The organism is Streptomyces sp. NPDC043876 (assembly GCF_056435825.1).
Genome location: NZ_JBWKDV010000001.1, coordinates 496,392 through 523,299 on the forward strand (window position 1 = coordinate 496,392; position 26,908 = coordinate 523,299).

Consider the following 26,908-nt stretch of genomic DNA (forward strand, 5'->3'; position numbering starts at 1 on the left):
GTCTGAAACCAGCGGGGAGGCCGGCGAGGCCCCAGACCGACGGCCCCGCGCCAGGGTCGCGCTCGAAGCGCCTGCCGGTCGGCCGCCATCGCGTCCACGACAAACCACCAACCGGGTCGTGCTCATCCAGCGCAGCGAGAACGCTAAGTTCGCCCAGGGGATGTGGGACCTCCCGGTGGGCAAGAACGAACCGGGCGAGCCCATCACCGAAACCGCGGTCCGCGAGCTGCACGAGGAAACGGGCCTCATGGTGAAACCGGAGTCCCTTGAGGTCGCCCACATCATCCACGGCGCCTGGGGCGTCGAAGCCCCCAACGGCTTCCTCACGGTCGTCTTCGCCACCCACGAATGGACCGGCGAACCCGAGAACCGCGAACCCCGCAAGCACTCACAGGTCCGCTGGATCGACGCGACGGCCATCCCCGAAGCCTTCGTCGACACCACGGCCTCCGCCCTCCACCACTACCTGAACCACGGTGCGTCGGTCTCCCTCAACGGCTGGTCGGCAGGCTGACCAGCGGTACAGGGCGCCTCAGACGTCGGCAGCGGTCAGGGTAGGAGTGCCTGAACCCGCGGCCGCACACCGGGCCCCCGCCACACCCAGCCCCGCCGGCGTTTGAGGCGCCGCCGGAGGCAGGGCCGGGCCCGCGCCCGCAGACCAGGGGCCACCGGCCCCCGGGTCAGCTCGTCGCGAGTTTGGCCGCGAAGCCGAGGAAGAGGGCGCCCGCCAGGGAGGTGGCGCCGGCCGAGAGGCGGCGACGGCGGGTGAAGGCCGCCGCCAGGCGCGTGCCGCCGAAGATCAGCACGGTCAGGTACAGGAAGCTGCCCAGTTGCAGCAGCGAGCCCAGCAGCAGGAACGACAGGCCGCGGTAGGGGTACGCCGGGTCGACGAACTGCACGAAGAAGGACATCAGGAAGAGGATCGCCTTCGGGTTGAGCAGGCTGATCAGCAGCGCCCGCCGGTACGGCCGCTCCGGGCCGGCGGCCACCTCCGCCGCCCCGGCCGACGGGGCCGAGGAAGCCGCCGCCCCCCGCGTCCGCCACATCGCCCAGGCCCCCCGCAGCATCCCCACCGCCAGCCACGACAGGTACCCGGCCCCCAGCAGCTTCACCACCCCGAAGACCACCGGGCTGGCCTGGAGCAGCGAGGCCGCGCCCACCGCCGCCAGCGTCATCAGCACGGTGTCCCCGGTCCACACCCCTGCGGCGGCCCGGTAGCCGGTGCGCACCCCGCGCCGGGCGGCCACGGACAGCACGTACAGGGAGTTCGGGCCCGGCAGCAGGATGATCAGGGCCAGGCCGGCCAGGTAGGTGGGGAGGTCTATGACGCCGTACATGCCGGGAGTGTCTCAGAAGCCGGTGGCCGGAACATAGCGGCCCCAGACCTCGCGCAGCGCATCGCACACCTCCCCCACCGTGGCCCGCGCCCGCAGCGCCTCCTTCATCGGGTACAGGACGTTCGCCGGGCCCGCCGCCGCCTCCCCAAGGGCCGCCAGCGCCGCGTCCACCGCCGCCCCGTCCCGCTCCGCCCGCAGCCGGGCCAGCCGCGCGCACTGCGCCGCTTCGAGCGCCGGGTCCACCCGCAGCGGCTCGTACGGTTCCTCCTCGTCCAGCGCGTAGCGGTTGAGGCCGACCACCACCCGCTCGCCGCTGTCGGTCTCGCGCGCGATCCGGTAGGCGTTGCGTTCGATCTCGCCCTTCTGGAACCCCCGCTCGATGGCGGCGACCGCCCCGCCCATCTCCTCGATCCGCCCGAGGAGGGCCACGGCCGCCTCTTCCAGCTCGTCCGTCATGCGCTCGACGGCGTACGACCCGGCGAACGGGTCCACGGTGTGCGCGACGTCGCTCTCGTGGGCGAGGACCTGCTGGGTGCGCAGCGCGAGCCGGGCCGAGGCCTCGGTCGGCAGGGCGATGGCCTCGTCGTAGGCGTTGGTGTGCAGCGACTGCGTGCCGCCGAGGACCGCCGCCAGGCCCTGGACGGCGACCCGGACGAGGTTCACCTCGGGCTGCTGCGCGGTCAGCTGCACCCCGGCCGTCTGGGTGTGGAAGCGCAGCATGAGCGATTTCGGGTCCCGGGCGCCGAAGTCCTCGCGCATGATCCGCGCCCACATCCGCCGGGCGGCCCGGAACTTGGCGACTTCCTCCAGCAGGGTGGTGCGGGCGACGAAGAAGAACGACAGCCGGGGCGCGAAGTCGTCGACGGCCATCCCGGCGCCGATGGCCGTACGGACGTACGCGACGCCGTCGGCGAGGGTGAAGGCGATCTCCTGCGCGGGCGAGGCCCCGGCTTCGGCCATGTGGTAGCCGGAGATGGAGATGGTGTTCCAGCGCGGGACCTCCCGCGCGCAGTAGCGGAAGGTGTCGGCGGTCAGCCGCAGCGAGGGACCGGGCGGGAAGATGTAGGTCCCCCGCGCGATGTACTCCTTGAGCACGTCGTTCTGCACGGTCCCGGTCAGCCGGTCCGCCGCGATCCCCCGTTCCTCGGCGACCAGCTGGTACATCAGCAGCAGGAGCGCGGCGGGCGCGTTGATGGTCATCGAGGTGGAGACCCGGTCGAGCGGGATCCCGTCGAAGAGCACCCGCAGGTCCTCGACGGAGTCGACGGCGACCCCGACCTTGCCGACCTCGCCGCGGGCGAGCGGCGCGTCGGAGTCGTAGCCCATCTGGGTGGGCAGGTCGAAGGCGGCGGACAGGCCCGTGCCGCCGTCGGCGATCAGTCGGCGGTAGCGGGCGTTGGACTCGGCGGCGGTGCCGAAACCCGCGTACTGGCGCATCGTCCACGGCCGTCCGGTGTACATCGAGGGATACACACCCCGGGTGAACGGGTAGGCGCCGGGTGCGCCGAGCCGCTCCGCCGGATCCCAGCCCTCCAGGGACTCGGGCCCGTAGACGGGTTCGATGGGCAGGCCGCTCTCGGTGCGGCGGCGTTCGGTGTGCGCCATGGCCCGGACTCCTTCGTGGAAGGGACGGAGGCGGCCTGGTAAAACGACACGTCGAGATCACGGCAACGTCACGACAGCGGCCTCCGGTCACAATGGCGCAACATCCCGGCAGCGCCCGCAACTATCCACGCCCGCGCGGCATCGTCTAGTTACACGTCGTAGATACCGGGGGACCCCAATGCACCGCTCGCACCGTCAGAGAGTCTTCGTCCGCACGCTCGGGGTGGCCACCGCGGTCGCTCTCGCCGCCACCGCGACCGCCTGCGGGTCGCAGAAGTCGGAGTCGAAGGGTCCGGGGTCCACCACCCCGTCGGCTTCGGCCCCCGCCTCTCCGTCGGCCTCGGACGACAAGCCGGGCGACGCCTCCCCCTCGGCTTCGGCATCTGCCTCGGCGTCCGCTTCCCCCTCGGCATCGGCGTCCACCTCCTCGGCCCCCAAGGTGAAGTACCTGATGGCGGAGGGCACGGAGGACGACCAGGTCCGGGAGCTGCAGGCGCGGCTGAAGCAGCTGGGCGTCTTCACGGCCTCACCCACCGGTTTCTACGGCTCCAAGACGATCGCCGCGGTCAAGGCCTTCCAGACCAGGCACCAGCTGACGGCGTCCGGCTCGGTGGACGACGCCACCTGGAAGAAGGTCCAGTCCCTCAGCAAGAAGCCGACCTCCGAGGAGATGTCGCCGACGACCAACCAGGTCGACGCGCCGGACCCGCGCTGCATGACGGGCCGGGTGATGTGCATCAGCAAGGAGAGCCGCACCCTGGCCTGGATGATCGACGGCAAGGTCGTCTCCACGATGGACGTGCGCTTCGGCTCGGAGAACACCCCGACCCGCGAGGGCGAGTTCCAGGTGGGCTGGAAGTCCAAGGACTGGGTCTCGACGATCTACCACACGCCGATGCCGTACTCGATGTTCTTCAGCGAGGGCCAGGCCGTGCACTACTCGTCGGACTTCGCGGCCCGGGGCTACGCGGGTGCCTCGCACGGCTGCGTGAACGTGCGCGACAAGGCGAAGCTGTCGGCGCTCTACGACCAGGTGAAGGTCGGCGACAAGGTCGTCGTCTACTGGTGAGGCCGCGCCCGCCGGTGTGCCCGCGGCACGCCGGCGGCGGGCTCGCCCGGGGGGCGGGAGTGGAAGGACGTTAAGAGGCGCGGGCAGGGCCGGGGGAACGAACCCCGCCCGCGCCAGGTTGCGCAGAGCCCAGGGGTACGGGGGGAACCCCGGCTCATGCGCGGCCGATGACCAGTCGGCTCACTTGTTACTGCGCCACCCGCTCGAAAAGTGTTACAGCCAGGTCAGAGCGGGTGTGCGGGCAGCCGTCGAGCGGTTCAGCGGCGCAGCCGCAGGCCCAGGGAACCGGTCGCGCCGGAGGGGTTCGAGGAGCCGGGAAGCGGGACGGGGACGGGCTTGGTGTCCGGCGGGACGGTCCCCTTGGGGCCCGGTGCGGCGTCCAGCAGGTCCTCGCAGTAGCGCTTGACCTGCTGGCGGCCCTTGGCCAACAGGTTCAGCCGGTTCTCCCGGTCCTTGCTCAGCTTTCCGGAGCGGTAGTCGCGGCACAGGTCCGCCGCCCCGCGCAGGGTGTCGTGTGCTTCGCCGCCGCCGGTGAGGCCGAAGTGCTCCCGGCCGTCCTTGTCGGGGCCGGTGCCCGTGGTGGCGCCCGTACCGCCGGCTCCGCCGCCCGCTCCGCCGTCCGCCGCCGCGCCGGTGGCGCCCGGCGTCGTACGTCCTTCGGGGGTGCTCGGGGTGCGTGCGCCGCCGGAGGCGCCGAAGCCGTCGACGGTGCCCGGAGGCTGGGGGCGCCGGGTCGCGCCGGTGCTCGGTCCGGACGTACCGCCGACCGGGTCCGGGACGACCTCGAAGGTGCTCTCGGCCGAGGGCAGGGGGCCCGCGTTCAGGTGCAGGGCGCGGTCGAAGAGACCGGTGCCCGCGGCGGCCGCGACCCCGCCGATGGCCACGCCGGCGACGGCCGCCGCGAGACCGAGGCGCCACGCGCCCACCCGGCGCGGGGCGGGCCCGCGGGCGGGTCCGGAGGCGGCCGGTACGCGGACGATGGCGACCAGCGGTTCCCCGGCGGAGGCGGATGCGGAGGCGGGACCGGCGTGGGCGGGGGCGTGGGCGGGGGCGGTCTGCGCCGCGGCCCGGTCCGGGCGCGCCGCGCGGAAGGCGGCCAGGGCGGCGGCCTCCCCGGGCAGCTCCGCGGCGCCCGCGAGGGGGCCGGGAGCGAGGGAGTCGAGGGCGTCGCGCAGCCGGGCGGCGTCCGCCTGCGCGCGGGCGTCGCCCAGCCGGTCCACCGGTTCGCCGCGCAGCAGTCTGTCCGCCGCGGCTTTGTCCAGCCACCTGGTGCGATCGTCGGCCATCACATGTCCTTCTGCGTCCGCCAACGTGAATGCGTCACACCGGTTCGCTCCGCGAGTCCCCCGAACCGGCCGCGCTGGGCGGGTACGGCGTCCAGATCCCGACCGCCACCGGTGTCCCCGGCGCCTCCGGTGCCACTGCCGTCGCCGGTGTGGCCAGGGCGATTATCTACGAGGCCGCCCCCGCGCCGGGCGCCCGCCCCCGCTTCCGCTTCACCGCCCGCCGAGCGGCCCGCCGAGCGACCCGCCGAGGGATCGGCCAAGGGATCCGCCGACGGGCCGGCCGGGGCGTCGGCCCCGGCGTCCGTTTCGTTCGCGAGCAGTTCGGCGAGCCGCTTGAGCCCCCGGTGCGCCGCCGTCCGTACGGCCCCGGGACGCTTGCCCAGGGTCTCGGCGGCGGTCTTGGCGTCGAGCCCGACGACCACGCGCAGCACCACGGCCTCGGCCTGGTCCTGCGGCAGCTGGGCGATCAGCGCCATGGTGCGGCCGGTGGAGAGGGCTTCCATGGCCAGGACGGCGGTGTCGCTGTCGGCGGCGTGTCCGGTCAGTTCGCTCTCGTCCCCGCCGATGGCGGGGCGGCGGCCGCGCATGCGCATGTGGTCGAGGGCGCGGTTGCGCGCTATGCGCGCGGCCCAGCCGCGGAAGCGGTCGGCGTCGCCGGTGAAGGAGTCGAGGTCGCGCGAGATCTGCAGCCACGCCTCGGAGGTCACGTCCTCGGCGTCGCCGTCACCCACCAGCGTGCGGACATAGCCCAGCAGGCGCGGGTGCACGGCGCGGTACACAGTCCGGAACGCGCTCTCGTCGCCGTCCTGCGCCGCGAGCACCGCGGCGGTCAGCTCCGCGTCGTCCCCCAGCAAAGTCCCCAACCCGTTCACTGTCCCGTACGTCTGGCGCAAATCAGCACGTTACGGCGTGTCGCGCCTTCCGTCCACGCGTTGTACAACCTGCAACCAACCGTGCGCGAAGCGAGGTGTGACACAAAACGCACTCCCGGCGCTGACAGGGGTACGGGCTTGTCGCACGAGCCCGTAACGGATGGCGGCCGGGGCCTCTCCTGTGGGGGGTGGCGGTCTCGGTCGCCTTCCCCATCAAAAGCCCTCCCCACTCCTCCTTTCGGCTCTCTTCCGGGTGAAATCCGCGGTTGGGTACGTCCTTGCGGCCGCCGCGTCGATAGCGTGACGTAACACCCCACCCACATCCCGAGGAGCCCCACGCTGTCCAGCCACCTTCCGGCGCAGATCCGCGGCAGCGCGCTGGCCCGGTTCAACGCGGCGTCGGCCGAGTCCGCCCGGGAGGCCCTGCTGCGCTGTTGCGGCAGCCACCGCTGGGCGCAGCGGGTGGCCGAGCACCGCCCGTACCCGGATCTGGACGCGCTGCTGGCCGCCGCCGACGAGGCGGCGTACGACCTGCGGCAGGCGGACCTGGCCGAGGCGCTGGCCCTGGAGCCCTCGGCGGAGCTCGACCGCGACGCGCCGTACGCCGCGCACCTCGCGCTCGGCGCGGCGCACGCGGAGTACGAGCGCAAGTTCGGCCACGCCTTCGTGATCTGCCTCGACGGGCACCCGCCCGACGAGCACGCGCACCAGGTGCTGGCCGCGATCCGGCGCCGGATGGCGCACGAGGTCGACGAGGAGCGGGCCACCTCGGCCGACGAGCTGCGCCGCGTGGCGTGCTCGCGACTCGCCCGGCTGGTGGGATTCCCGCCGACGCCGGATCCGAGGGGTGGCGGAACCACCGGGGATGCGCCTGAATTGGGGCGTTTCGCTCCTGTGGGATAGTCCGTCCGTGCCTGTTTGATCACACCGATGGCCCCCGCGCAAGGGAACCGACAAAGCGTCGCTACGATGTCCGGGGCCGGAGGACCGTACCCGGCCGGGCCCGACCGACAAAGAAGCCGGCTGGCCCCCGCCCCGCTTCCGGAGGGTTTTCCGTGCCGGCTGGAACGTTGTACCGCGGCCGGGAAGGAATGTGGTCCTGGGTGGCTCATCGAGTCACCGGCGTCCTCATTTTCTTCTTCCTGTTCGTACACGTCCTCGACACCGCTCTCGTCCGCGTCTCCCCCGAGGCGTACGACGACGTGGTGGCTACCTACAAGACGCCGATCGTCGCGCTGCTGGAGTACGGCCTCGTGGCCGCCATCCTGTTCCACGCGCTCAACGGTCTGCGTGTCATCGCCGTGGACTTCTGGTCCAAGGGCCCCCGCTACCAGAAGCAGATGCTCTGGACCGTGGTGGGCGTTTGGGTCGTGCTGATGGCCGGGGCGGTTTACCCCGTCCTGCACCACGCCTACCTCGAACTGTTCGGGAAGTGACACGCATGTCTTCTGACACTTCTTCCGCCCAGGCGGTCACCGACGTGGAGAGCGTGAGCCTCTACGACGTCGACAACCCGGCGCCGTACATCGAGGCGCCGCGCAAGCGCACCGGCAAGACGCCCCGCTCGACCCGCGGCAACTTCGAGATGGCCGCATGGCTCTTCATGCGCCTCTCGGGCATCGTGCTGGTCGTCCTGGTGATCGGCCACCTGCTCATCCAGCTCGTGCTGGACGGCGGCGTCTCCAAGATCGGCTTCGCCTTCGTGGCGGGCCGCTGGGCCTCGCCGTTCTGGCAGGTCTGGGACCTGCTGATGCTGTGGCTGGCGATGCTGCACGGCTCCAACGGTCTGCGTACCGTCATCAACGACTACGCGGAGCGCGCCAACACGCGGCTGTGGCTGAAGGGCCTGCTCTACACCGCCACGGTGTTCACCATCCTTCTGGGCACGCTGGTGATCTTCACCTTCGACCCGAACATCCGCGGCATGGGCTGAGGCGAATCCTGATGAAGATCCACAAGTACGACACCGTCATCGTCGGCGCCGGCGGCGCGGGCATGCGCGCCGCCATCGAGGCGACGAAGCGCAGCCGCACCGCGGTGCTCACGAAGCTGTACCCGACCCGCTCCCACACGGGCGCCGCGCAGGGCGGCATGGCCGCCGCGCTCGCCAACGTGGAAGAGGACAACTGGGAGTGGCACACCTTCGACACGGTCAAGGGCGGTGACTACCTGGTCGACCAGGACGCCGCCGAGATCCTGGCGAAGGAGGCCATCGACGCGGTCCTCGACCTGGAGAAGATGGGCCTGCCGTTCAACCGCACCCCGGACGGCACCATCGACCAGCGCCGCTTCGGCGGCCACTCGCGCAACCACGGCGAGGCGCCGGTCCGCCGGTCCTGCTACGCCGCGGACCGCACCGGTCACATGATCCTCCAGACGCTGTACCAGAACTGCGTCAAGGAGGGCGTGGAGTTCTTCAACGAGTTCTACGTCCTGGACCAGCTCCTCGTCGAGGAGGACGGCGTCCAGAAGTCGGCCGGCGTCGTCGCGTACGAGCTGGCGACCGGCGAGATCCACGTCTTCCAGGCGAAGTCCGTCATCTACGCCTCCGGCGGCACGGGCAAGTTCTTCAAGGTGACCTCCAACGCGCACACCCTCACCGGTGACGGCCAGGCGGCCTGCTACCGGCGCGGTCTGCCGCTGGAGGACATGGAGTTCTTCCAGTTCCACCCGACGGGCATCTGGCGCATGGGCATCCTGCTGACGGAGGGCGCCCGCGGTGAGGGCGGCATCCTCCGCAACAAGGACGGCGAGCGCTTCATGGAGAAGTACGCGCCGGTCATGAAGGACCTCGCGTCCCGTGACGTCGTCTCGCGCTCCATCTACACCGAGATCCGTGAGGGCCGCGGCTGCGGTCCCGCCGGTGACCACGTGTACCTGGACCTGACGCACCTCCCGCCGGAGCAGCTGGACGCCAAGCTGCCCGACATCACGGAGTTCGCGCGCACGTACCTCGGCATCGAGCCCTACACGGACCCGATCCCGATCCAGCCCACCGCGCACTACGCCATGGGCGGCATCCCGACCAACGTCGAGGGCGAGGTCCTGCGGGACAACACCACCGTCGTCCCGGGCCTGTACGCGGCCGGCGAGGTCGCCTGCGTCTCCGTGCACGGCGCCAACCGCCTGGGCACCAACTCGCTGCTGGACATCAACGTCTTCGGCAAGCGCTCGGGCATCGCGGCCGCCAGGTACGCGGCGGAGAACGACTACGCCGAGCTGCCGGAGAACCCGGCGCAGATGGTGATCGACCAGGTCGAGCGGCTGCGCAACTCCACGGGCAAGGAGCGGGTCGCCGACCTGCGCCTGGAGCTCCAGGAGACGATGGACGCCTGCGTGATGGTGTTCCGCACCGAGCAGACGATCAAGACCGCGGTCGAGAAGATCGCGGAGCTGCGCGAGCGGTACCTGAACGTCTCCGTCCAGGACAAGGGCAAGCGGTTCAACACGGACCTGCTGGAGGCCATCGAGCTGGGCAACCTGCTCGACCTGGCCGAGGTCATGGCCGTCTCGGCCCTGGCGCGCAAGGAGTCCCGCGGCGGTCACTACCGCGAGGACTACCCGAACCGCGACGACGTCAACTTCATGCGCCACACCATGGCGTACCGCGAGGTCGGCGACGACGGCAAGGAATCCGTCCGGCTGGACTACAAGCCCGTCGTCGTCACCCGCTACCAGCCGATGGAGCGTAAGTACTGATGGCCACCCCGACCCTCAGCAAGAACGACCAGATGGAAGCGGCGGCCGCGGCCTCCCCGTTCATCACGGTCACGTTCCGGATCCGGCGCTTCAACCCCGAGATCTCGGACGAGTCGACCTGGCAGGACTACCAGATCGAGATCGACCCGAAGGAGCGCGTGCTCGACGGTCTCCACAAGATCAAGTGGGACCTCGACGGCACGCTGACCTTCCGGCGGTCCTGCGCGCACGGCATCTGCGGCTCCGACGCGATGCGGATCAACGGCAAGAACAGGCTCGCCTGCAAGACGCTGATCAAGGACATCAACCCGGAGAAGCCCATCACCGTCGAGGCCATCAAGGGCCTCACGGTGATGAAGGACCTCATCGTCGACATGGAGCCCTTCTTCCAGGCGTACCGGGACGTCATGCCGTTCCTGGTCACCACGGGCAACGAGCCGACGCGCGAGCGCCTGCAGTCCGCTGAGGACCGCGAGCGCTTCGACGACACCACCAAGTGCATCCTGTGCGCCGCGTGCACGTCCTCGTGCCCGGTGTTCTGGAACGACGGCCAGTACTTCGGCCCGGCGGCGATCGTCAACGCGCACCGCTTCATCTTCGACTCGCGCGACGAGGCCGGGGAGCAGCGCCTGGAGATCCTGAACGACAAGGACGGCGTGTGGCGCTGCCGCACGACCTTCAACTGCACCGACGCGTGCCCCCGCGGCATCGAGGTCACGAAGGCCATCCAGGAAGTCAAGCGGGCCCTGATCACCCGCCGCTTCTGACCCCAGGGTCACCGCTCGTACGAGGGCCCCGCCCCCGGTGTTCGCACCGGGGGCGGGGCCCTCGCCGTACCGGTCCCCCGTACGGCGCGAAGACCCGGGTCCGCTACGGCACCCCCGTCACGATCCCCGACGGCCCCGCCAGGGGTCTGGCGATCACCGCAGACCTCACCGCGCGGTAGGCAGTGGGCACCCGGACCCGTGGGCCGTGTGCGGGGACTGTGGAAAGATCGGCCATATGAGTGAGCAGCAGCCGAACCCGTACGCAGGCGAGCCCGGCCAGGGTGGACAGGGCGAGCCCAAGTGGGGCCCCGGCAACCCCGGTTACGGGTACCCCCAGCCCTATCCCGACGCCCCGCCCTACCAGCCCACCGTCGGCGGTGCGGGCGTGCCGTACGCGCTGCCCGCCGCGGGCGGTCCGGGGATGGCGTCCCTGAGCCTCGGGGACATCACCGTCGCCGGGGACCAGATCATCACCCCGAGCGGTCCCATGCCCCTCAAGGGCGCGATGTGGAACGCCACGGACTTCTCCCGCACCGAGGAGAAGATCCCCACCTCGTCCATCGTGCTCGCGGTCGTCTTCGCCGTCTTCTGCCTGCTCGGCCTGCTCTTCCTCCTGATGAAGGAGAAGATCACCACCGGCTACATCCAGGTGACGGTCACCAGCGGCGGCCGCCACCACTCCACGATGATCCCGGCGACCGACGTGAACACCTTCCCCTGGGTGATGAACCAGCTCAACTACGCCCGCTCGCTCAGCATGTGACGAGCGCCGGGCCCGGCCGCCCGGGGCTCAGCGCTTCGTCAGCAGCAGGGCCCCGCTGACCAGCACGGCCACGACGTGGACCAGCCACGACGTGGCCGTCAGCAGCTCGGAGAAGAAGGTGATCGGGCCGCTGATGCGGCGGCGCCGGTTCGCGCCGCCGAACCAGACGCAGCCGCCGCCCACCAGGCCGAGGACGAGGATCGCCCGCAGCGGCGGGTTGCCCCCGCCGAACGCAAGCAAGCCGATCAGCCAGCCGTTCAGCAGTGAGAGCACCAGCAGCAGGAACTTGACCACTTTGCGCGACAGCCGTGGCAGGGGGCGCAAGAGGCGCCTGACGCCCGCGGGAAGGCCCCCGGGGCGCCCGGCGGGGCGGGGCGGCGTCACGGGTACGGGCGGCAGCGCGCGGGCCGGAGCGGGCTGCGTGGGCGCCATGGCGAGCGCGGAGGTCCGTACCACCTCCGTCGGCGGGTGCGAGCGGGCCCCGATGAGGACCGCCGAGCGCATGGTCGCGGCGTCCGGGAAGCGGTCCTCCGGCCGCTTCGCCAGCGCCGTGGTCAGCAGCCCCTGTACGGGCGCCGGTACGCCGATGCCGAGGGCGGCCAGGGTCGGCGGCTCGGCGTGGACGTGCAGGTAGCCGACGGCGAAGCCGGAGTCGGCCTCGAACGGGACCCGGCCGGCCAGCATCTCGAAGAGTACGACCCCCAGCGCGTAGAGGTCGGAGCGCCCGTCGACGCCCGCACGGCCCTCGATCTGCTCCGGTGACATGTAGGGCGGGGTGCCGATGGCCGTGCCGGCCCGGGTGAGGGCGGTCGCGCCGGACTCGGCGGTCGCGGCGATGCCGAAGTCGGCGACCTTGGCGGTGCCGTCGCCGGTCAGCAGGACGTTGCCCGGCTTGATGTCCCGGTGGACGAGCCCGTGCGCGTGCGCGGCGGCCAGGGCGGCGAGCATCTGCGCGGCCAGGTCGAGCGCCTCGGCGACCGGCAGGGGGCCGCGCTCGGCCAGGTGCTCGGCGAGCGTGCGGCCGGCGATCAGCTCCATGACGATGAAGGGGACGGGCCCGGCGCCGTCCGCTCCCGGCTCCTCGCCCGTGTCGTGGACGGCCACGACGTTGGGATGGCTCAGCGCCGCCATCGCCCGGGCCTCGCGCCGGAAGCGGGCCGCCCAGCCGGGATCGTGCGGGAGGTCGCCGCGCATCGCCTTCAGCGCCACGGTGCGCCCGAGCCGTTCGTCGTGGGCGCGGTAGACCTGCGCCATGCCGCCGCCGCCGAGCAACCCCTCTATGCGGTAGCGGCCCTGGGCCACGGTCGTCCCGTTCTCGAACACATCCCCCATGCCCGGATGGTAGGTCAGGCCGCGCCGCCGCAGGGGGGCATCAGATGGCTTGAACGTGTTCAAAATTAGGTCTAGAGTCATCGACGTCAGCAGTTGAACGCGTTCAAGGAAGCGGGCTCATGGATCTCACCGTGCTCACCTACGTCATCTACCTGCTCGTCAGCGTGGCGCTCACCGTCTGGGTGGCCCGCACCCTCACCCGCAACGGCCGCATCTTCATCGCCGACGTCCTCCAGGGCAACGAGAAACTGGCCGACGCCGTCAACCACCTGCTGGTCGTCGGGTTCTACCTCGTCAACCTCGGCTTCGTGGCCCTCTACCTGCAAGCCGACGAAGCCGTCACCGAGGCCCGCGGGATCTTCGAGGCCCTCTCGCTCAAGCTCGGCGTCGTCCTGCTCGTCCTCGGCGTGATGCACCTCGGCAACGTGTGGGTGCTCAACAAGATCCGCCGCCGGAGCATCATGGAGCGCCAGCAGACCCCGCCGGTCGCGCCCCAGGCGTGGACCGCTCCGGCCGGAGCCTGACCGGTGGCCGCCGACCGCCCCGCGGGTGCGCCCGTACGCAAGCTCGTCGTCCTCTACGACGCCCGGTGCGCGCTCTGCGTGCACATCAGGAACTGGCTGACGACCCAGCGCTGCCTGGTCCCCGTGGCGCTCGTCCCGGCCGGCTCGCCGGAGGCCCGGCACCGCTTCCCGCGGCTCGACCACGCCGCCACGCTCCGCGAGATCACCGTGGTCGGGGACCGGGGGCAGGTGTGGACCGGAGCGGACGCCTTCATCGTCGCCCTGTGGGCCCTGGCCGACCACCGGCCGAAGGCCAACTGGCTGGCCACGGCGGCCGGCCGGCCCTTCGCCCGCGGCACGGTGCTCGCGGCGGCCGCATGGCGCGGAGCCGTCCGCACGACGCCGGGCGCCGGGGCCGAGGCGGTCTGTAACGACCAGTGCGCCGTACCCCGATAGGGTCGGACACCGTGACTGATCAGAAGGCTCCCAAGAGCGAACACACCCGCACGCTGATCCTCGAAACCGCGCTCAAGCTCTTCCAGGAGCGCGGTTACGACAAGACGACCATGCGGGCCATCGCCAAGGAGGCCGGGGTCTCGGTGGGCAACGCCTACTACTACTTCGAGTCCAAGGAACACCTGGTCCAGGGCTTCTACGACCGGATCGGCAGCTCCCACCAGGCTGCCGTCCGGCCGATCCTGGAGCAGGAGAGCGACCTGCAGAAGAGGCTCGCGGGGGTCTTCACGAGCTGGCTGGACATCGCGGAGCCCTTCCACGAGTTCGCCGCGCAGTTCTTCAAGAACGCGGCGGACCCGGAAAGCCCGCTCAGCCCGTTCTCGGCCGAGTCGGAGCCCGCCCGGCGCCAGGCCATCGACATGCACCGGGAAGTGCTGGCCGGGGCCAAGACCAAGGTGCCCGAGGAACTGGCCGACGTACTGCCGGAGCTGATGTGGCTCTCGCAGATGGGCCTGGTCCTCTACTGGGTCTTCGACCGCTCCGAGAACAGCGAGAAGACGCGGCGGCTGGCCGAGCGCGGTGCGCAGCTGACCACGCGCGGGATCGTGCTGGCCCGGTTCCGCGTGCTGCGGCCGCTGGTGCGCGAACTGCACGAGCTGTTCGCGGACTTCCTGCCCGGCATGGCCCAGGCGGCGGCCGCCACGAAGAAGGCGTCCCGGTTCTCCAAGTCGGCCAAGGCGGGCGCGCCGGACGCGCCGGAGGGGCAGGACACGGAAAAGGCGTCGGACGGCTGAGCCGTCCGACGCCTCCGGGGGCCCTGGGGCTCCCCTACAGCCAGTTCAGCTCCCACAGGCGCCACACGCCCGTGCCGTCGGAGAGGTACTGCGCGCCGGTGACGGCCTCGCGGGAGAGGACGTAGTCCTTCTTCTGCCAGATGGGCACCATCGGGATCTGCTGCGCGACCTGCCGCTGGAGCTCGCGGAAGTCGTTCGAGGCCTCGCCGCGGTTGGAGAAGGACTGGGTACGGGTGATCAGGTCGCCCACCTGCTTGTCGGCGAAGCCGGTGTTCATGCTGGAGTCGGCGCCGATGAGCGGGGAGGTGAAGTTGTCCGCGTCCGGGAAGTCGGGGATCCAGCCGACCGTGTAGGCGTCGAACCTGCCCTCCGCGTAGCCCTTCTGGAAGTCCTCCCAGACGGGCACGGCCTCGGTCTGCACCTGGAAGAGGCCCGAGGACTCCAGCTGCCGCTTGATCTCGGCGGCCTCGGGGACGTTCGCACCGCGCACGTTGAACCCGAGCTTGAAGCTGACGGGCGTGGTGATGTCGGCGTCCTTGAGGATCTTCTTCGCGGTGGCCGCGTTCGGCGCCGGGTAGAAGTCGAAGAACGGCGTGCTGTGGCCCGCGATGCCCGCCGGGACGATGGAGTACAGCGGGGTGACCGTGCCCTTGTACGTGTCCCCCGCGATCTTGGACCGGTCCAGCAGGGCGGCGACCGCCTGGCGCACCGCCTGCTTGCCCATCGGCGAGCTCTGGCGGACGTTGAAGAACATGCTGCGGATCTCGGTGCCGCCGGACTCCTGGTAGCGGGTGTCCTTCAGGCTCGGGGTGAGGCCCGCGAGGACCTCCGGGGGCATGTCGCGGTGGGCGACCTGGATCCCGTGGCCCTTCCAGGCCGCGTTCAGCGTGTCGGAGTCCTTGAAGTACTTCACCGTGACGGGGGCCTTGGCCTCCTTGACCGCACCCTTGTACGCGGGGTTCGGCTTCAGCTCGGCGCTCGCGCCCTCCTTGTAGGCGCCCAGGACGTACGGCCCGGAGCCGTCCACCTTGTCGTCGTCGCGCAGCGCCTTCGCCGGGTACTTGTCCTTGTCGACGATGGCGGCGGCGCCGGTCGCGATCTTGAAGGGGAAGGTGGCGTCGCGGGCGGAGAGGTTGAAGGTGACCGTGCGGCCCTCGGCCTTGACCGACTCCAGGGTGTTGAACAGCGGCGCGGGGCCCTGCTTGGAGTTGATCGCCTTGATCCGGTCGACGGAGAACTTCACGTCCTCGGCCGTGATCGCGCGGCCGTTGGAGAACTTCACGTCGGTACGCAGCTCGCACTGGTACGTGGTGAGCTTGGCCCCGATGAACTTGCAGGCCGTGGCCGCGTCCGGGACGGGCACGTCCGAGCCCGGCTTGATGGTCAGCAGCGACTGGTAGACGTTGCTGTACAGCGCCCAGGAGCCGGCGTCGTACGCCCCGGCCGGGTCCAGCGAGGACACGGCGTCGGTCGTACCCACCGTGATCGCGCCATGTCCGGCGGCGTCGTCGGGCAGCAGCACCCAGGCGCCCGCCCCCGCGACGCCCAGGACCAGCCCGGCCGCGATGATCTTCGAGCGGACAGACCGCAGCATCCCTGAACTCCTCATTGCCCACCCCGCGCCCCGCCGCGTGTCCGCTGCTGGCGCATGTTTATCCGATTACCGGTCACCCAATCACGGAAAATTGGGAGGTGGAAGGGCGTTTCGGTCTCGGTTCCGACGAATTATGTCTGGTATGAGGCAAGTTGAACGATGGTGATGTCGGAGGGTGCACCGACCCTCACGGGCGGTCCCCACGCACCGGCTCCCCGCGACACATAAAGCTGAGTGTCCCCGTAACGCTCCAGCCCCGCAACGGTCGGGTTGGCGAGCTCCGCAAGGTAGTTTCCCGGCCACAATTGGCCGCCGTGCGTGTGGCCCGACAGCTGGAGGTCCACGCCGTGGCGGACGGCGTCGTGGATCACGATCGGCTGGTGCGCGAGGAGCACCGCCGTGCGGTGGGTGCGGTCGCGGCCGCCGAGGGCCCGCTCGAAGTCGGGGCCCTGCCCCTCGCTCTCGCCGGCGACGTCGTTGACGCCCGCGAGGTCGAAGTACGGCAGCTCCCGGCGGGCGTTCTCCAGCGGGTGCAGGCCCAGCTCGCGGACGTGGTCCACCCACTGCCGGGCGCCCGAGAAGTACTCGTGGTTGCCGGTGACGAAGAAGCTCCCGTGCCGGGCCTGCAGCCGGGCCAGCGGCTCGGCTGCGGACCCGAGGTCGTGGACCGAACCGTCCACGAGGTCGCCGACGACGGCGATCAGGTCCGGCTGGGTCGCGTTGACGGCGTCGACGATGCGGGTGGTGTGGGCGCGGCCGAGGACGGGGCCGAGGTGAATGTCGCTGACGACGGCGATGCGGTAGCCGTGGGCCGCGCGGGGGAGTTTGGCCAGGGGGACGGTGACGCGCTTGACCCGGGGGCCGCGGAGCACGCCGTACGTGCCGTACGCGACCGTGCCGCCCGCCGCGGCCACCGCCGCCGCCGCCAGCGCCCGCGCGACGAACACGCGGCGCGTGCGCGTGCCGGTGGCGTCCGCGGCTCCCGTTGGCGGCGGGTCCGCGGAGCGCCCCTCCCGTGCCTCCGGCGGCGCCTCAAACGCCGGCGAGGCTGGATCGGTCGCAGCGTCAGGGTCACCCGACTCAGCCCCGCCGGCGTTTGAAGCGCCGCCGGAGGCGGGCCCCGCCGCACCGGCGGGCACCGGGTCGGCAACATCAGCCTCGCCGGCGATCGAGGCGGGGGTGCGGCGGCGGAGGAGGAGCAGACGTACCGGTTCCGCCACCAGCATGGCCAGCACCAGGTACAACAGCACCGCCAGCCACATGAACCCCGGCCACGCCACCACCCGCTGCACCCAGAACGGCGCCCCCGCCCGCCCCACGAGCAGGGCCGCCAGCGACAGCACCGGCAGCGCGAACGCGCACCCGGTCAGCACGCGGCGCGCCCACCCGCCCGGGGCGGTCGTGTCGCGGACCAGGCGGACCCACAGCCACCGGTGCACCAGCACCAGCAGCGCGAGCACCGCCAGCACCACCAGGACGACCACCAGGACGCTCACGCGACGTCCCCCGGGCCCGGCCCGGAGCCCGCCCCGGAGCCCGACCCCGCATCCGCATCCCGTGATCCGCGCCGCAGCGCCCGTACCCCGAGCAACCCGATGACCCCTACACCCGTCCCCAGGAGAAAGGACGTGACGGCGAGCAGCAGGTGCACCCAGAAGTACGCGGTGGGCTCACCGGCGGCGTCGAAGGCCAGTCCACTGCCGTCCTTCCACAGGTTCCGGACGAAAGACACCCAGATGAACCAGCTCCACACCCCGAAGGCGAGCAGGAACCAGGATGCGGCGCGGCTGAGTCTCATGGGCCCAGTATCGGTTCCGTCCCCGGGACGGACGCGCGGGGGTGGGCTGTCCCGGCGGTGGTTGCGGCGGGTTGGCCGCAGCGGAGCGGCTGACGCGGCGTTGCGATGTACGTTCGCGTCCGTGTCTGCCAAAAAGACCGCGCTGACGGTCCTCTCCGCCGCGTTGCTGCTGCCCGCCCTGGCCGTGGCCCCCGCGTACGCCGTCACTCCCCCTCCCGCCCCCGCGCCCACCCCGTCCGGGGACGCCAAGGGCGGCAAGCCCCCCGTGAAGGCCCCCGCGCCGCCCGCGGGGATGTCCCAGGTCGGCGGGATCCTGCTGGGCCAGCCGGGACCGCAGGTCAATCTGCTGCCGGGGGCGCCCGCGCTGCCCGCGAACCTGTCGGGCCGTTCCTGGATCGTGGCCGACGCGGAGAGCGGCGAGGTGCTGGCCGCCCAGAACGCGCACTGGCGGCTGCCCCCGGCCTCCACCCTGAAGATGCTGTTCGCGGACACCGTGCTGCCCTCGCTCCCCAAGGAGCAGGTGCACAAGGTCAGCCAGGAGGAGCTGGCCGGGGTGGGCGCGGGCAGCAGCCTGGTCGGGGTGAAGGAGGACCTGGAGTACACCGTGCACGACCTGTGGCTCGGGGTGTTCCTGCGCTCGGGCAACGACGCCGTGCACGTGCTGGCGGCCATGAACGGCGGCGTCGAGAAGACCGTCAAGGACATGCAGGCGCACGCCGAGGAGTTGCAGGCCCTCGACACGCACGTGATCTCCCCGGACGGCTACGACGCCCCGGACCAGGTGTCCAGTGCGTACGACCTGACCCTGATCGCCCGCTCCGGGCTGCAGAAGAAGGACTTCCGGGAGTACGCCGCCACCGCGAGCGCGAGGTTCCCGGGCGAGCAGAAGCCCGGCCAGCCGCGCGACGCGTTCGAGATCCAGAACACGAACCGGCTGATGACGGGCGTGGGCGGGGTCAGCCCGTACAAGGGCATCGCGGGGGTGAAGAACGGCAACACCACCATGGCCGGCTCGACCTTCACCGGCGTCGCCCAGCGCGGCGACAAGAAGCTGGTGGTGACCGTGATGAACCCGAGCGCGGGCGGCCTCAACTCGGTCTACGAGGAGACCGCGACCCTCTTCGACTGGGGTTTCGCGGCGGCCGGGAAGGTCAAGCCGGTCGGTCAGCTGGTGCCGCCGAAGAGCGCGGACACCTCCTCGGTCGGCTCCCCCGCCGAGGTGCACGACACCAGTCCCGCCTCGGCGGACGAGGAGAGCGGCGGCGGGCTCGGCACCGCGCTGGGCATCGCGGGCGGTGTGGTGGCGGCGATGGCCGCCGGGGCGTTCCTGATCAACCGGCGCTGGCCGCGCGGGCGTCAGGGGCGGGACCGGGATCCGAGCTGACCTCCTCGTCACCGGTGGCCGTCCAGGCGGAGCAGAAGAGGAGCAGCTTCGCGGTGAAGTTGATCCAGAGCAGCAGCGCGATCGGGACGCCGAAGGCCCCGTACATGCTCTTGCTCGCGACCTCCCGCATGTAGCCGCTGAGCAGCAGTTTCAGCAGTTCGAAGCCGGCCGCGCCGATGAGGGCCGCCTCCAGCAGGCGGCGGCGCGGCGGCTGCACGCCGGGCAGCAGGGTCAGGACGTACAGCAGGAGCAGGAAGGCGGCCAGCACCCCGACCGCGAAGGCGGCGGCGCGCAGGACCGCGCCACCGCCGCCGTGGTCGGGGATGCCCAGCCACGCGCCGACGCGGCCGACCGCGCTGGAGCCGATGATCGACGCGGCGGCCGAGCCGAGGGCCGCGCCGCCGAGGCCGATCAGGACCAGGGCGTCCTTGCCCTTGCGGACGAAGGGGTTCCCGTCGTCCTCGTCGTCCTTGTCCCAGACCGCGCGCAGACAGCCGCGCAGGGATCCGACCCAGCCGATGCCGGTGAAGAGCAGGACCCCGGCGGCGACGAGGCCGACCGTGCCCGCGTTGGCGACCAGCGCGTCGAGGTCGAGCTGGTCGGAGATGCCGGGGACCTGCTTGGCCAAGTTGGCCTCCAGCCGGTCGAGCTGGTCGCGGGTGAGCAGCGCCGCGCCGATGGCCGCGGCGACCGTGATGAGCGGGAAGAGCGCGAGGAAGCTGATGAAGGTGACGGCCGCGGCAAGCCGGCTCCACCGCACCCGGTCCAGGCGCTCGTACGAACGCCAGGCGTGGGTCCGCATGAGGCGGCTCACCCAGGGCCCGATCAGCGGGAGTTTCGTCAGCCAGTCCATGGGGTCACCGTAATTCAGCGTCCGGAAATAGCCGGGATTGCCGCTTTTGGACGCTACGGTCGTCGATTGTGACTTTTCGCATCTCGACGACCGACCGCCCGTTCCACGACCTGCTCCTGCGCTCGCTCCGCTTCCGCACCCGGCGGGCCCTGCGCCCGCTGCGCGGCCCGGCCGGCCGGAGCCGGGCGGCCGGGGCGCCCCGGGCGGACCTGGCGGGCCGGGTGGACGCGGGGGGTCAGGCGCGGTGCGCGGTGGGCTCGTCGACGGGTGAGCCGGCCTGCGCCGGCACGCCCGTCGGGCCCGTCCCGAAGGGGTACTCGCGCAGCTTGCGCCAGACCCCGTCGGAGCCCTGCTCGTAGAGCGCGAAGCCGGTGCAGAGCCAGTCCGCGTCGTAGTCGGCGAGGGACTCGAAGGCCAGGTCCATCGCCTCTTCGGAGATCCCGTGGGCGACCGTGACGTGCGGGTGGTAGGGGAAGGCCAGCTCGCGGCTGACCGGGCCGTGCGGGTCGCGGAGCTGGGCCTGGAGCCGGGTGCAGCCGGTGGCGCCCTCGACGACCTTGACGAAGACCACGGGCGAGAGCGGCCGGAAGGTACCCGTGCCGCCGAGGCGCATCGCGAACGGGCGGAAGGCCGCCGCGACCTCGGCCAGGTGGGCGCGGATCGCCGGCAGCCGGTCCGCGTCCACCTCCGTCGGCGGCACGAGGGTGACGTGGGTGGGGATGCCGTGCGCGGCAGCGTCCCCGAAGCCGGCGCGCCGCTGCTGGAGCTGGCTGCCGTACGGCTCCGGGACCGCGATCGAAACGCCGAGCGTTACGGTCCCCACGTATGTCTCCTCCGTCATCTGATGCGGTCGTCCGGATGCGTCTGTGCGCGGCCTGTGCGAGGTCTTCCGCCCCCAGTGTGAGGGCAGCTCTGCCAAACGGCCAGAGTCGCAGGTCCCAGCCGTTCGAGGGCCCCCGGTCAGTGCTTGGCGGGCAGGAAACCGAGCCGGTCGTAGGCGCTCGCGAGGGTCTGCGAGGCGACCGCGCGGGCCTTGTCCGCGCCCTTGGCGAGTACGTCGTCCAGCGTCGCCGGGTCGTCGAGGTACTCCTGGGTGCGCTGCTGGAAGGGGGTGACGAAATCGACCATGACCTCGGCCAGGTCGGTCTTGAGCGCGCCGTAGCCCTTGCCCTCGTACTTCTCCTCCAGGACCGGGATCGCCGTACCGGTGAGGGTGGAGTAGATCGTGAGCAGGTTGCTGACGCCGGGCTTGTGCACGGCGTCGAAGCGGATCTCGGCCTCGGTGTCGGTGACCGCGCTCTTGATCTTCTTCGCGGTGGCCTTGGGCTCGTCCAGGAGGTTGATCAGGCCCTTGGGGGTGGACGCCGACTTCGACATCTTGACCGCCGGGTCCTGGAGGTCGTAGATCTTCGCGACCTCCTTGACGATGTGGGCGGCCGGGACGGTGAAGGTCTCGCCGAAGCGCTGGTTGAAGCGCTCGGCCAGGTCGCGGGTCAGCTCGATGTGCTGGCGCTGGTCCTCGCCGACCGGGACGGCGTTCGCCTGGTACAGCAGGATGTCGGCGACCTGGAGGATCGGGTACGTGAACAGGCCGACGGTGGCGTTGCTCGCGCCGGACTTCGCGGACTTGTCCTTGAACTGGGTCATCCGGCCGGCCTCGCCGAAGCCGGTGATGCAGTTCATGACCCAGCCGAGCTGCGCGTGCTCGGGCACGTGGCTCTGCACGAAGAGGGTGCAGCGCTCGGGGTCGAGGCCGGCGGCGAGCAGCTGGGCGGCGGAGAGCCGCGTATTGGCGCGGAGTTCCTTCGGATCCTGCGGCATGGTGATCGCGTGCAGGTCGACGACCATGTAGAAGGCGTCGTGTGATTCCTGCAGGGCGACGTACTGCCGAATCGCTCCGAGGTAGTTCCCGAGGTGGAACGAACCGGAGGTGGGCTGGATACCGGAGAGCGCGCGGGGACGGTCAGAGGCCATGCCGCCATTCTCTCAGGTGCGGGGGCGGTCTTCGGCCCGCGCTGGCCTGAACCGGGCGCCTCCGGCGGGGGGCGGGGGTGGGGGTGGCCGCCGGTGCCGCGTCGGCGGCCGTACCCGTGCGTAGGGGGTCGGCTTGATCTTGCGCGAATCAAGCGACCGCTTTCCGCCGCCGGCGCCGGGGCCATGGGCGCCACCGGCCGCCCGCCGGGAGCGCGCCTCAAACGCCGGCGGGGCTGGACGGGTGGTACCTGGCGGTGCCCGGCTGACCCTCCGGGGCCGCCTCAAACGCCGGCGGGGCTGGAGGGGTGGTGCCGGGCAGTACCCGGCCGACCCTCCGGGGACGCCTCAAACGCCGGCGGGGCTGGAGGGGTGGTACCGGGCGGTGCCCGGCTGACCCTCCAGGGACGCCTCAAACGCCGGCGAGGCTGGAGGGGGTTGCGGTCATCCAGCAGCGGTGGCCGCGCATCCGGCCTCGCCGACCCGCCTCGTCGGCGTTCGCGGGCCCCGGCCCGGCAACCTCTGCTCCGCTGGCTATTGAAGCCCCGCCCCGGCAACCTCAGCCCCGCTGGCCATTGGCGCCCGCCCCCGGCAATCTCAGCCCCGCCGGCGTTTGAGGCGCCCCCGGAGGGCAGAGCAAGCCGCAGGCAGGGCACCACCCCCGGCCCCCACATCCAGCCTCGCCGGCGTTTGAGGCGCCCCCGGAGGGGAGGGCGGGCCGCAGGCAGGGGCACCACCGGCGCCCCCCACCCGGTCCCGCCGACCCGGCAGATTCAGCCCCGCCGGCGTTTGAGGCGCCCCCGGAGGGGAGGGCGGGCCGCAGGTGGGGGCGCCGCCCCGCGACCCGCCCAACCAGCCCGGAGGAGGGCGCAGGGGCGTCAGGCCACCGGGAGGCCCGGGGCCGGGAAGGTGGCCATCAGGGAGGTCACCTCGGCGCGGATCGCCGCCAGCGCCGCTTCGTCGGCGGCGGCCCCGGCCGCGACCCCCCGCGCGATCCAGTCCGCGACCACCGGCATGTGCTCCGGCCGCAGCCCCCGCGACGTCAGCGACGGCGTCCCGATCCGCACCCCCGAGGGATCGAACGGCTTGCGCGCATCGTACGGCACCGTGTTGTAGTTCACGACGATCCCCGCCCGGTCCAGCGCCTTCGCCGCCACCTTCCCCGGCACCCCGCGCGAGGTGAGGTCCATCAGGATGAGGTGGTTGTCCGTACCGCCCGACACCAGGTCGAAGCCCCGCTCCAGCAGCGCTGCCGCGAGCGCCTTCGCGTTGGCGACCACCCCGTGCGCGTACGAGACGAACGCCGGCTGCGCGGCCTCGTGCAGGGCGACCGCGATGCCCGCCGTGGTCTGGTTGTGCGGCCCGCCCTGGAGCCCGGGGAAGACGGCCTTGTCGATGGCCTTCGCGTGCTGCTCGCGGCACATCAGCATCGCCCCGCGCGGCCCCCGCAGGGTCTTGTGCGTGGTGGTGGAGACGACGTCCACGTGCCCGACCGGGCTGGGGTGCGCGCCACCGGCGATCAGGCCCGCGATGTGCGCGACGTCGGCCACCAGCACCGACCCCGCCTCCTCGGCGATCTCGGCGAAGGCGGCGAAGTCGATGGTCCGCGGCAGCGCGGTGCCGCCGCAGAAGATGACCTTCGGCCGCTCCTTGAGGGCCAGGTCGCGGACCTCGTCGAAGTCGATCAGGCCCGTGTCCGCGCGCACCCCGTACCGCACGCCCCGGAACCACGTCCCGGTCGCCGACACGCCCCACCCGTGCGTCAGGTGCCCGCCCATCGGCAGGGCCATGCCCATCACGGTGTCGCCGGGCTCGGCGAAGGCGAGGTAGACGGCCAGGTTGGCCGGGGAGCCGGAGTACGGCTGGACGTTCGCGTGGTCCACGCCGAACAGGCCCTTGGCCCGCTCGATCGCGAGCGCCTCGATCCGGTCGATGTTCTGCTGGCCCTCGTAGTAGCGGCGGCCCGGGTACCCCTCGCTGTACTTGTTCTGCAGCACGGTGCCGGACGCTTCCAGCACGGCCGCGGACACGTAGTTCTCGCTGGGGATCAGGCGCAGGGTATCGGCCTGCAGCTGCTCCTCCGCCGCGACGAACGAGGCGAGTTCGGGGTCGGTCGCGAAGAGGGCGGGGTGGCGGCTCGCGGACATGGCGGCTCCTCCGGGGTCGATGTCGTGGTCGTCCCCGCGAAGCCCAGGCGAGCGGCCCTTGATGCGGTCCTGCGCGCACGACTCCCCCGGAGTTCGTTCTCCGTGCGCCAGTCGCCGTGCGTGCCGCCCAGCTTAGCGGCCGCGCCGCGGATGAGGTTTCCGCGTCCGCCTGGTGAGCGAGATAGACAATGACGCCACCCTCGTCACTGTCCCGCACGGACGAAACGGAGACCCCGTGTCGACTCAGACCGACGCACAGAGCAATGCCGCCACGTCGGCGGCGATCAGCGCCGCCGACGCGCACAGCGCGCACAACTACCATCCGCTCCCCGTCGTCGTCGCCTCGGCGGAGGGCGCGTGGATGACCGATGTGGAGGGCAAGCGCTACCTCGACATGCTCGCGGGCTACTCGGCCCTGAACTTCGGCCACGGCAACCGGCGCCTGATCGACGCGGCGAAGGAGCAGCTGGAGCGGGTCACCCTCACCTCGCGGGCCTTCTTCCACGACCGCTTCGCCGACTTCTGCGGCGAGCTGGCGGCGCTGTGCGGCAAGGAGCTGGTGCTGCCGATGAACACGGGCGCGGAGGCGGTGGAGACCGCCGTGAAGACCGCGCGCAAGTGGGGGTACGAGGTCAAGGGCGTCCCGGACGGCCAGGCCCGGATCATCGTCGCGTCGAACAACTTCCACGGCCGGACGACGACCATCGTCTCCTTCTCCACCGATGCCGAGGCCCGCGACCACTACGGGCCCTACACGCCCGGGTTCGACATCGTCCCCTACGGCGACCTCGACGCCCTCGCGGCGGCCGTCACGGACACCACCGTCGCCGTGCTGCTGGAGCCGGTCCAGGGCGAGGCGGGGGTGCTGGTGCCGCCGCCGGGCTACCTGGCGGCCGTACGGGAGCTGACGCGCGAGCGGAACGTGCTCTTCATGGCGGACGAGATCCAGTCGGGGCTCGGGCGGACTGGGAAGACCTTCGCGCTGGACCACGAGGGGGTCGTGCCGGACGTCTACATCCTCGGCAAGGCGCTCGGCGGCGGTGTGGTGCCGGTGTCGGCGGTGGTCGCCGACCGGGACGTGCTGGGGGTCTTCCACCCCGGCGAACACGGCTCGACCTTCGGCGGCAACCCGCTGGCCTGCGCGGTCGCCCTGGAGGTGATCGCGATGCTGCGCACCGGCGAGTACCAGCAGCGCGCCACCGAGCTGGGCGACCACCTGCACCGGGAGCTGGGGCTGCTGGTGGGCGGCGGCGCGGTGACGGCCGTGCGCGGGCGCGGGCTGTGGGCCGGGGTGGACATCGATCCGGCGCTCGGCACCGGCCGGGAGATCTCCGAGAAGCTGATGGAGCGGGGCGTCCTGGTCAAGGACACCCACGGGTCCACGATCCGGATCGCCCCGCCGCTGGTCATCAGCAAGGAGGACCTGGACTGGGGCCTCGACCAGCTGCGGGCGGTCCTCTCCGCCTGAAGCGGCTCTACAGGATGACGTGGGGCAGGAAGCGGGCGTACTCGTCCGTGACCGGCCCCGCCGATTCCCGGATGCCGAGCCCCGCCGCCTCGTCCTCGACGACCCACGCGCCGAGCACCACCCGGTTGCCGTCGAAGTCGGGCAGCGGGGCGAGGCCCTGGAAGCACACCGGGCCCTCGTCCGCGTCGGCGGCCGGGGGCTCGTACGGCGGCGCGCCCACCGGGTGCAGGGTGACGCCGGCGCCCTCGCGGCCCAGCAGCGGCTTCACGGCGTACCCCGTGGTGCGGGCCAGTTCGCGCGGGCCGTCGAGGTAGGCGGGGAGCAGGTTCGGGTGGTCCGGGTACAGCTCCCACAGGATCGCCAGCAGGGCCTTGTTGGACAGCAGCATCTTCCAGACCGGTTCGATCCACAGCGTGGAACCGGAAGCTCCGCCGAGGTCCATGGTGTCGAGCACCTGGGGGCCGAACGGGTCCTCGGCCAGCCACTCCCACGGGTAGAGCTTGAAGCAGCTGCGGATGAAGCGGAGCTTCTCGTCGACGAACCGGCCGGAGAGCCGGTCCCAGCCGATCCGCTCCACGGAGAGCGCCTCGGTCGCCAGCCCGGCCTGCGCGGCGGTCTCCTGGAGGTAGGCGACCGTCATCAGGTCCTCGCCCAGTTCGTCCGCCTCGGAGTGCGCGAAGTGCACCGGCCCGGGCGGCAGCAGCCGGGCCTGGCGGCGCCAGGCCTCGACGAGCCGCTCGTGCAGCGAGTTCCACTGGTCGGCGCCGGGGAAGCGCTCCTCCATCCAGAACCACTGCGGACCGGCCGCCTCCACCAGCGAGGTCGGCGTGTCCGCGTTGTACTCCAGCATCTTGGCCGGGCCGCCCGCGCCGTCGTAGCGCAGGTCGAACCGGCCGTACAGGGAGGGCTGTTCGGCGCGCCGCCGCCAGGACTCGGCGATCCGGGCGACGAGCCGCGGGTCGGTGATCCCGAGGTCGGCGTAGCGGTCGTGCGCGACGATGTGCGCGGCCGCGGCCAGGCACATCGTGTGCAGCTCCTCGACGACCTCTTCGAGCGCCTCGACCTCGGGGAGGGTGAACGAGTAGTACGCGCTCTCATCCCAGTAGGGGCGCAGGGAGTCGTCGGGGTAGCGGGTCAGCGGGTAGACCAGCCCCTGCTCCTCGACGATGCGCTGCCAGTCGGGGCGGGGCTCGATGGTGTGGCGGCGCAC

General features: G+C 71.8%; 26 protein-coding genes, 1 pseudogene and 1 riboswitch. Of the genes and pseudogenes, 13 read left to right on the forward strand and 14 right to left on the reverse strand.

What is annotated here, in order from left to right:
- Nucleotides 1-2 precede the first annotated feature (2 nt).
- Nucleotides 3-514: pseudogene (locus tag AC0693_RS02480) on the forward strand (NUDIX domain-containing protein).
- Between the two features lie 166 nt (nucleotides 515-680).
- On the opposite strand, the gene leuE reads toward AC0693_RS02480, so the two are convergent.
- The 3 genes from leuE to AC0693_RS02495 form a co-directional block, all read right to left on the reverse strand.
- Nucleotides 681-1,337: a leucine efflux protein LeuE gene (leuE, locus tag AC0693_RS02485; RefSeq protein WP_469337601.1), complete on the reverse strand. Its 657-nt coding sequence runs from the start codon at nucleotides 1,335-1,337 to the stop codon at nucleotides 681-683.
- Nucleotides 1,338-1,349: 12 nt separating this feature from the next.
- Nucleotides 1,350-2,942: an acyl-CoA mutase large subunit family protein gene (locus AC0693_RS02490; protein WP_478800781.1), complete on the reverse strand. Its 1,593-nt coding sequence runs from the start codon at nucleotides 2,940-2,942 to the stop codon at nucleotides 1,350-1,352.
- A gap of 195 nt (nucleotides 2,943-3,137) precedes the next feature.
- Entirely contained in the window at nucleotides 3,138-3,407 is a 270-nt protein-coding gene (locus tag AC0693_RS02495; RefSeq protein ID WP_469316969.1) for a hypothetical protein, read from the reverse strand.
- Here AC0693_RS02495 and AC0693_RS02500 point away from each other — a divergent pair.
- Nucleotides 3,394-4,011, forward strand: coding sequence for a L,D-transpeptidase family protein (locus tag AC0693_RS02500; protein ID WP_469337597.1), 618 nt, complete (start codon nucleotides 3,394-3,396; stop codon nucleotides 4,009-4,011). The genes AC0693_RS02495 and AC0693_RS02500 overlap by 14 nt on opposite strands.
- A gap of 257 nt (nucleotides 4,012-4,268) precedes the next feature.
- On the opposite strand, the gene AC0693_RS02505 is transcribed toward AC0693_RS02500, so the two are convergent.
- Both AC0693_RS02505 and AC0693_RS02510 read right to left on the reverse strand, forming a co-directional pair.
- A complete protein-coding gene (locus tag AC0693_RS02505) occupies nucleotides 4,269-5,297 on the reverse strand; it encodes a hypothetical protein (RefSeq protein ID WP_478800782.1) in 1,029 nt (342 codons plus the stop codon).
- Nucleotides 5,297-6,151: an RNA polymerase sigma factor gene (locus AC0693_RS02510; protein WP_478800988.1), complete on the reverse strand. Its 855-nt coding sequence runs from the start codon at nucleotides 6,149-6,151 to the stop codon at nucleotides 5,297-5,299. Before AC0693_RS02510 ends, AC0693_RS02505 begins: the two co-directional genes overlap by 1 nt.
- Nucleotides 6,152-6,508: 357 nt before the next feature.
- Between AC0693_RS02510 and AC0693_RS02515 the strand changes: the two genes are divergently transcribed.
- The 6 genes from AC0693_RS02515 to AC0693_RS02540 all read left to right on the forward strand — a co-directional run bounded on the left by AC0693_RS02515 (nucleotide 6,509) and on the right by AC0693_RS02540 (nucleotide 11,398).
- A complete protein-coding gene (locus tag AC0693_RS02515) occupies nucleotides 6,509-7,072 on the forward strand; it encodes a 2-oxo-4-hydroxy-4-carboxy-5-ureidoimidazoline decarboxylase (protein WP_478800989.1) in 564 nt (187 codons plus the stop codon).
- 152 nt (nucleotides 7,073-7,224) lie between these two features.
- Nucleotides 7,225-7,605: a succinate dehydrogenase, cytochrome b556 subunit gene (sdhC, locus tag AC0693_RS02520; protein WP_356404027.1), complete on the forward strand. Its 381-nt coding sequence runs from the start codon at nucleotides 7,225-7,227 to the stop codon at nucleotides 7,603-7,605.
- 5 nt (nucleotides 7,606-7,610) lie between these two features.
- Nucleotides 7,611-8,102 (forward strand): succinate dehydrogenase hydrophobic membrane anchor subunit, encoded by a 492-nt coding sequence (locus tag AC0693_RS02525; protein WP_356404025.1) that lies wholly within the window; start codon nucleotides 7,611-7,613, stop codon nucleotides 8,100-8,102.
- Nucleotides 8,103-8,113: 11 nt separating this feature from the next.
- The gene (sdhA, locus tag AC0693_RS02530) at nucleotides 8,114-9,868 is read left to right on the forward strand and encodes a succinate dehydrogenase flavoprotein subunit (RefSeq protein WP_356404023.1); all 1,755 of its coding nucleotides are present in this window, start codon (nucleotides 8,114-8,116) and stop codon (nucleotides 9,866-9,868) included.
- Nucleotides 9,868-10,635, forward strand: a complete 768-nt coding sequence (locus AC0693_RS02535; protein ID WP_356404021.1) for a succinate dehydrogenase iron-sulfur subunit — start codon at nucleotides 9,868-9,870, stop codon at nucleotides 10,633-10,635. Before sdhA ends, AC0693_RS02535 begins: the two co-directional genes overlap by 1 nt.
- A gap of 235 nt (nucleotides 10,636-10,870) precedes the next feature.
- Nucleotides 10,871-11,398, forward strand: a complete 528-nt coding sequence (locus AC0693_RS02540; RefSeq protein WP_469316972.1) for a hypothetical protein — start codon at nucleotides 10,871-10,873, stop codon at nucleotides 11,396-11,398.
- A 27-nt stretch (nucleotides 11,399-11,425) separates the two neighbouring features.
- Here AC0693_RS02540 and AC0693_RS02545 read toward each other — a convergent pair whose 3' ends face one another.
- Nucleotides 11,426-12,730 (reverse strand): protein kinase domain-containing protein, encoded by a 1,305-nt coding sequence (locus tag AC0693_RS02545; protein WP_478800783.1) that lies wholly within the window; start codon nucleotides 12,728-12,730, stop codon nucleotides 11,426-11,428.
- Nucleotides 12,731-12,849: 119 nt separating this feature from the next.
- Here AC0693_RS02545 and AC0693_RS02550 point away from each other — a divergent pair, with 119 nt between their 5' ends.
- From AC0693_RS02550 to AC0693_RS02560, 3 genes are read left to right on the forward strand one after another with little or no spacing between them, the layout of a single operon-like run.
- On the forward strand, nucleotides 12,850-13,254 hold the full coding sequence (locus tag AC0693_RS02550) for a hypothetical protein (RefSeq protein WP_356404015.1): 405 nt from the start codon (nucleotides 12,850-12,852) through the stop codon (nucleotides 13,252-13,254).
- 3 nt (nucleotides 13,255-13,257) lie between these two features.
- Complete coding sequence (locus AC0693_RS02555) at nucleotides 13,258-13,689, forward strand: thiol-disulfide oxidoreductase DCC family protein (RefSeq protein WP_478800784.1); 432 nt, start codon at nucleotides 13,258-13,260, stop codon at nucleotides 13,687-13,689.
- An 11-nt stretch (nucleotides 13,690-13,700) separates the two neighbouring features.
- Nucleotides 13,701-14,483 (forward strand): TetR/AcrR family transcriptional regulator, encoded by a 783-nt coding sequence (locus tag AC0693_RS02560; protein WP_356404011.1) that lies wholly within the window; start codon nucleotides 13,701-13,703, stop codon nucleotides 14,481-14,483.
- Nucleotides 14,484-14,517: 34 nt separating this feature from the next.
- Here the strand turns inward: AC0693_RS02560 and AC0693_RS02565 are convergent, their stop codons facing one another.
- The 3 genes from AC0693_RS02565 to AC0693_RS02575 form a co-directional block, all read right to left on the reverse strand.
- Nucleotides 14,518-16,074 (reverse strand): ABC transporter substrate-binding protein, encoded by a 1,557-nt coding sequence (locus tag AC0693_RS02565; RefSeq protein ID WP_469317100.1) that lies wholly within the window; start codon nucleotides 16,072-16,074, stop codon nucleotides 14,518-14,520.
- Nucleotides 16,075-16,208: 134 nt separating this feature from the next.
- Nucleotides 16,209-17,573 (reverse strand): metallophosphoesterase, encoded by a 1,365-nt coding sequence (locus tag AC0693_RS02570; protein WP_478800785.1) that lies wholly within the window; start codon nucleotides 17,571-17,573, stop codon nucleotides 16,209-16,211.
- Nucleotides 17,570-17,875, reverse strand: a complete 306-nt coding sequence (locus tag AC0693_RS02575; protein ID WP_478800786.1) for an SCO4848 family membrane protein — start codon at nucleotides 17,873-17,875, stop codon at nucleotides 17,570-17,572. The genes AC0693_RS02570 and AC0693_RS02575 overlap by 4 nt, the downstream gene beginning before the upstream one ends.
- A gap of 121 nt (nucleotides 17,876-17,996) precedes the next feature.
- Between AC0693_RS02575 and AC0693_RS02580 the strand changes: the two genes are divergently transcribed.
- Nucleotides 17,997-19,259, forward strand: a complete 1,263-nt coding sequence (locus AC0693_RS02580; protein WP_469337584.1) for a D-alanyl-D-alanine carboxypeptidase family protein — start codon at nucleotides 17,997-17,999, stop codon at nucleotides 19,257-19,259.
- On the opposite strand, the gene AC0693_RS02585 is transcribed toward AC0693_RS02580, so the two are convergent.
- The 4 genes from AC0693_RS02585 to AC0693_RS02600 form a co-directional block, all read right to left on the reverse strand.
- Nucleotides 19,207-20,112 (reverse strand): YihY/virulence factor BrkB family protein, encoded by a 906-nt coding sequence (locus tag AC0693_RS02585; RefSeq protein ID WP_469316978.1) that lies wholly within the window; start codon nucleotides 20,110-20,112, stop codon nucleotides 19,207-19,209. The two genes, AC0693_RS02580 and AC0693_RS02585, sit on opposite strands and share 53 nt — an antisense overlap.
- A gap of 235 nt (nucleotides 20,113-20,347) precedes the next feature.
- A complete protein-coding gene (locus tag AC0693_RS02590) occupies nucleotides 20,348-20,935 on the reverse strand; it encodes a 2'-5' RNA ligase family protein (RefSeq protein ID WP_469316979.1) in 588 nt (195 codons plus the stop codon).
- Between the two features lie 137 nt (nucleotides 20,936-21,072).
- Nucleotides 21,073-22,086 (reverse strand): tryptophan--tRNA ligase, encoded by a 1,014-nt coding sequence (gene trpS / locus AC0693_RS02595; RefSeq protein ID WP_356403999.1) that lies wholly within the window; start codon nucleotides 22,084-22,086, stop codon nucleotides 21,073-21,075.
- Between the two features lie 875 nt (nucleotides 22,087-22,961).
- On the reverse strand, nucleotides 22,962-24,230 hold the full coding sequence (locus AC0693_RS02600) for a serine hydroxymethyltransferase (protein ID WP_356403996.1): 1,269 nt from the start codon (nucleotides 24,228-24,230) through the stop codon (nucleotides 22,962-22,964).
- A 34-nt stretch (nucleotides 24,231-24,264) separates the two neighbouring features.
- Nucleotides 24,265-24,355, reverse strand: a riboswitch (ZMP/ZTP riboswitch).
- 110 nt (nucleotides 24,356-24,465) lie between these two features.
- On the opposite strand from AC0693_RS02600, the gene rocD reads away from it, so the two are divergent.
- Nucleotides 24,466-25,698: an ornithine--oxo-acid transaminase gene (gene rocD / locus AC0693_RS02605; protein WP_469316981.1), complete on the forward strand. Its 1,233-nt coding sequence runs from the start codon at nucleotides 24,466-24,468 to the stop codon at nucleotides 25,696-25,698.
- A gap of 7 nt (nucleotides 25,699-25,705) precedes the next feature.
- On the opposite strand, the gene AC0693_RS02610 is transcribed toward rocD, so the two are convergent.
- Nucleotides 25,706-26,908: a glutathionylspermidine synthase family protein gene (locus tag AC0693_RS02610; RefSeq protein ID WP_478800787.1), complete on the reverse strand. Its 1,203-nt coding sequence runs from the start codon at nucleotides 26,906-26,908 to the stop codon at nucleotides 25,706-25,708.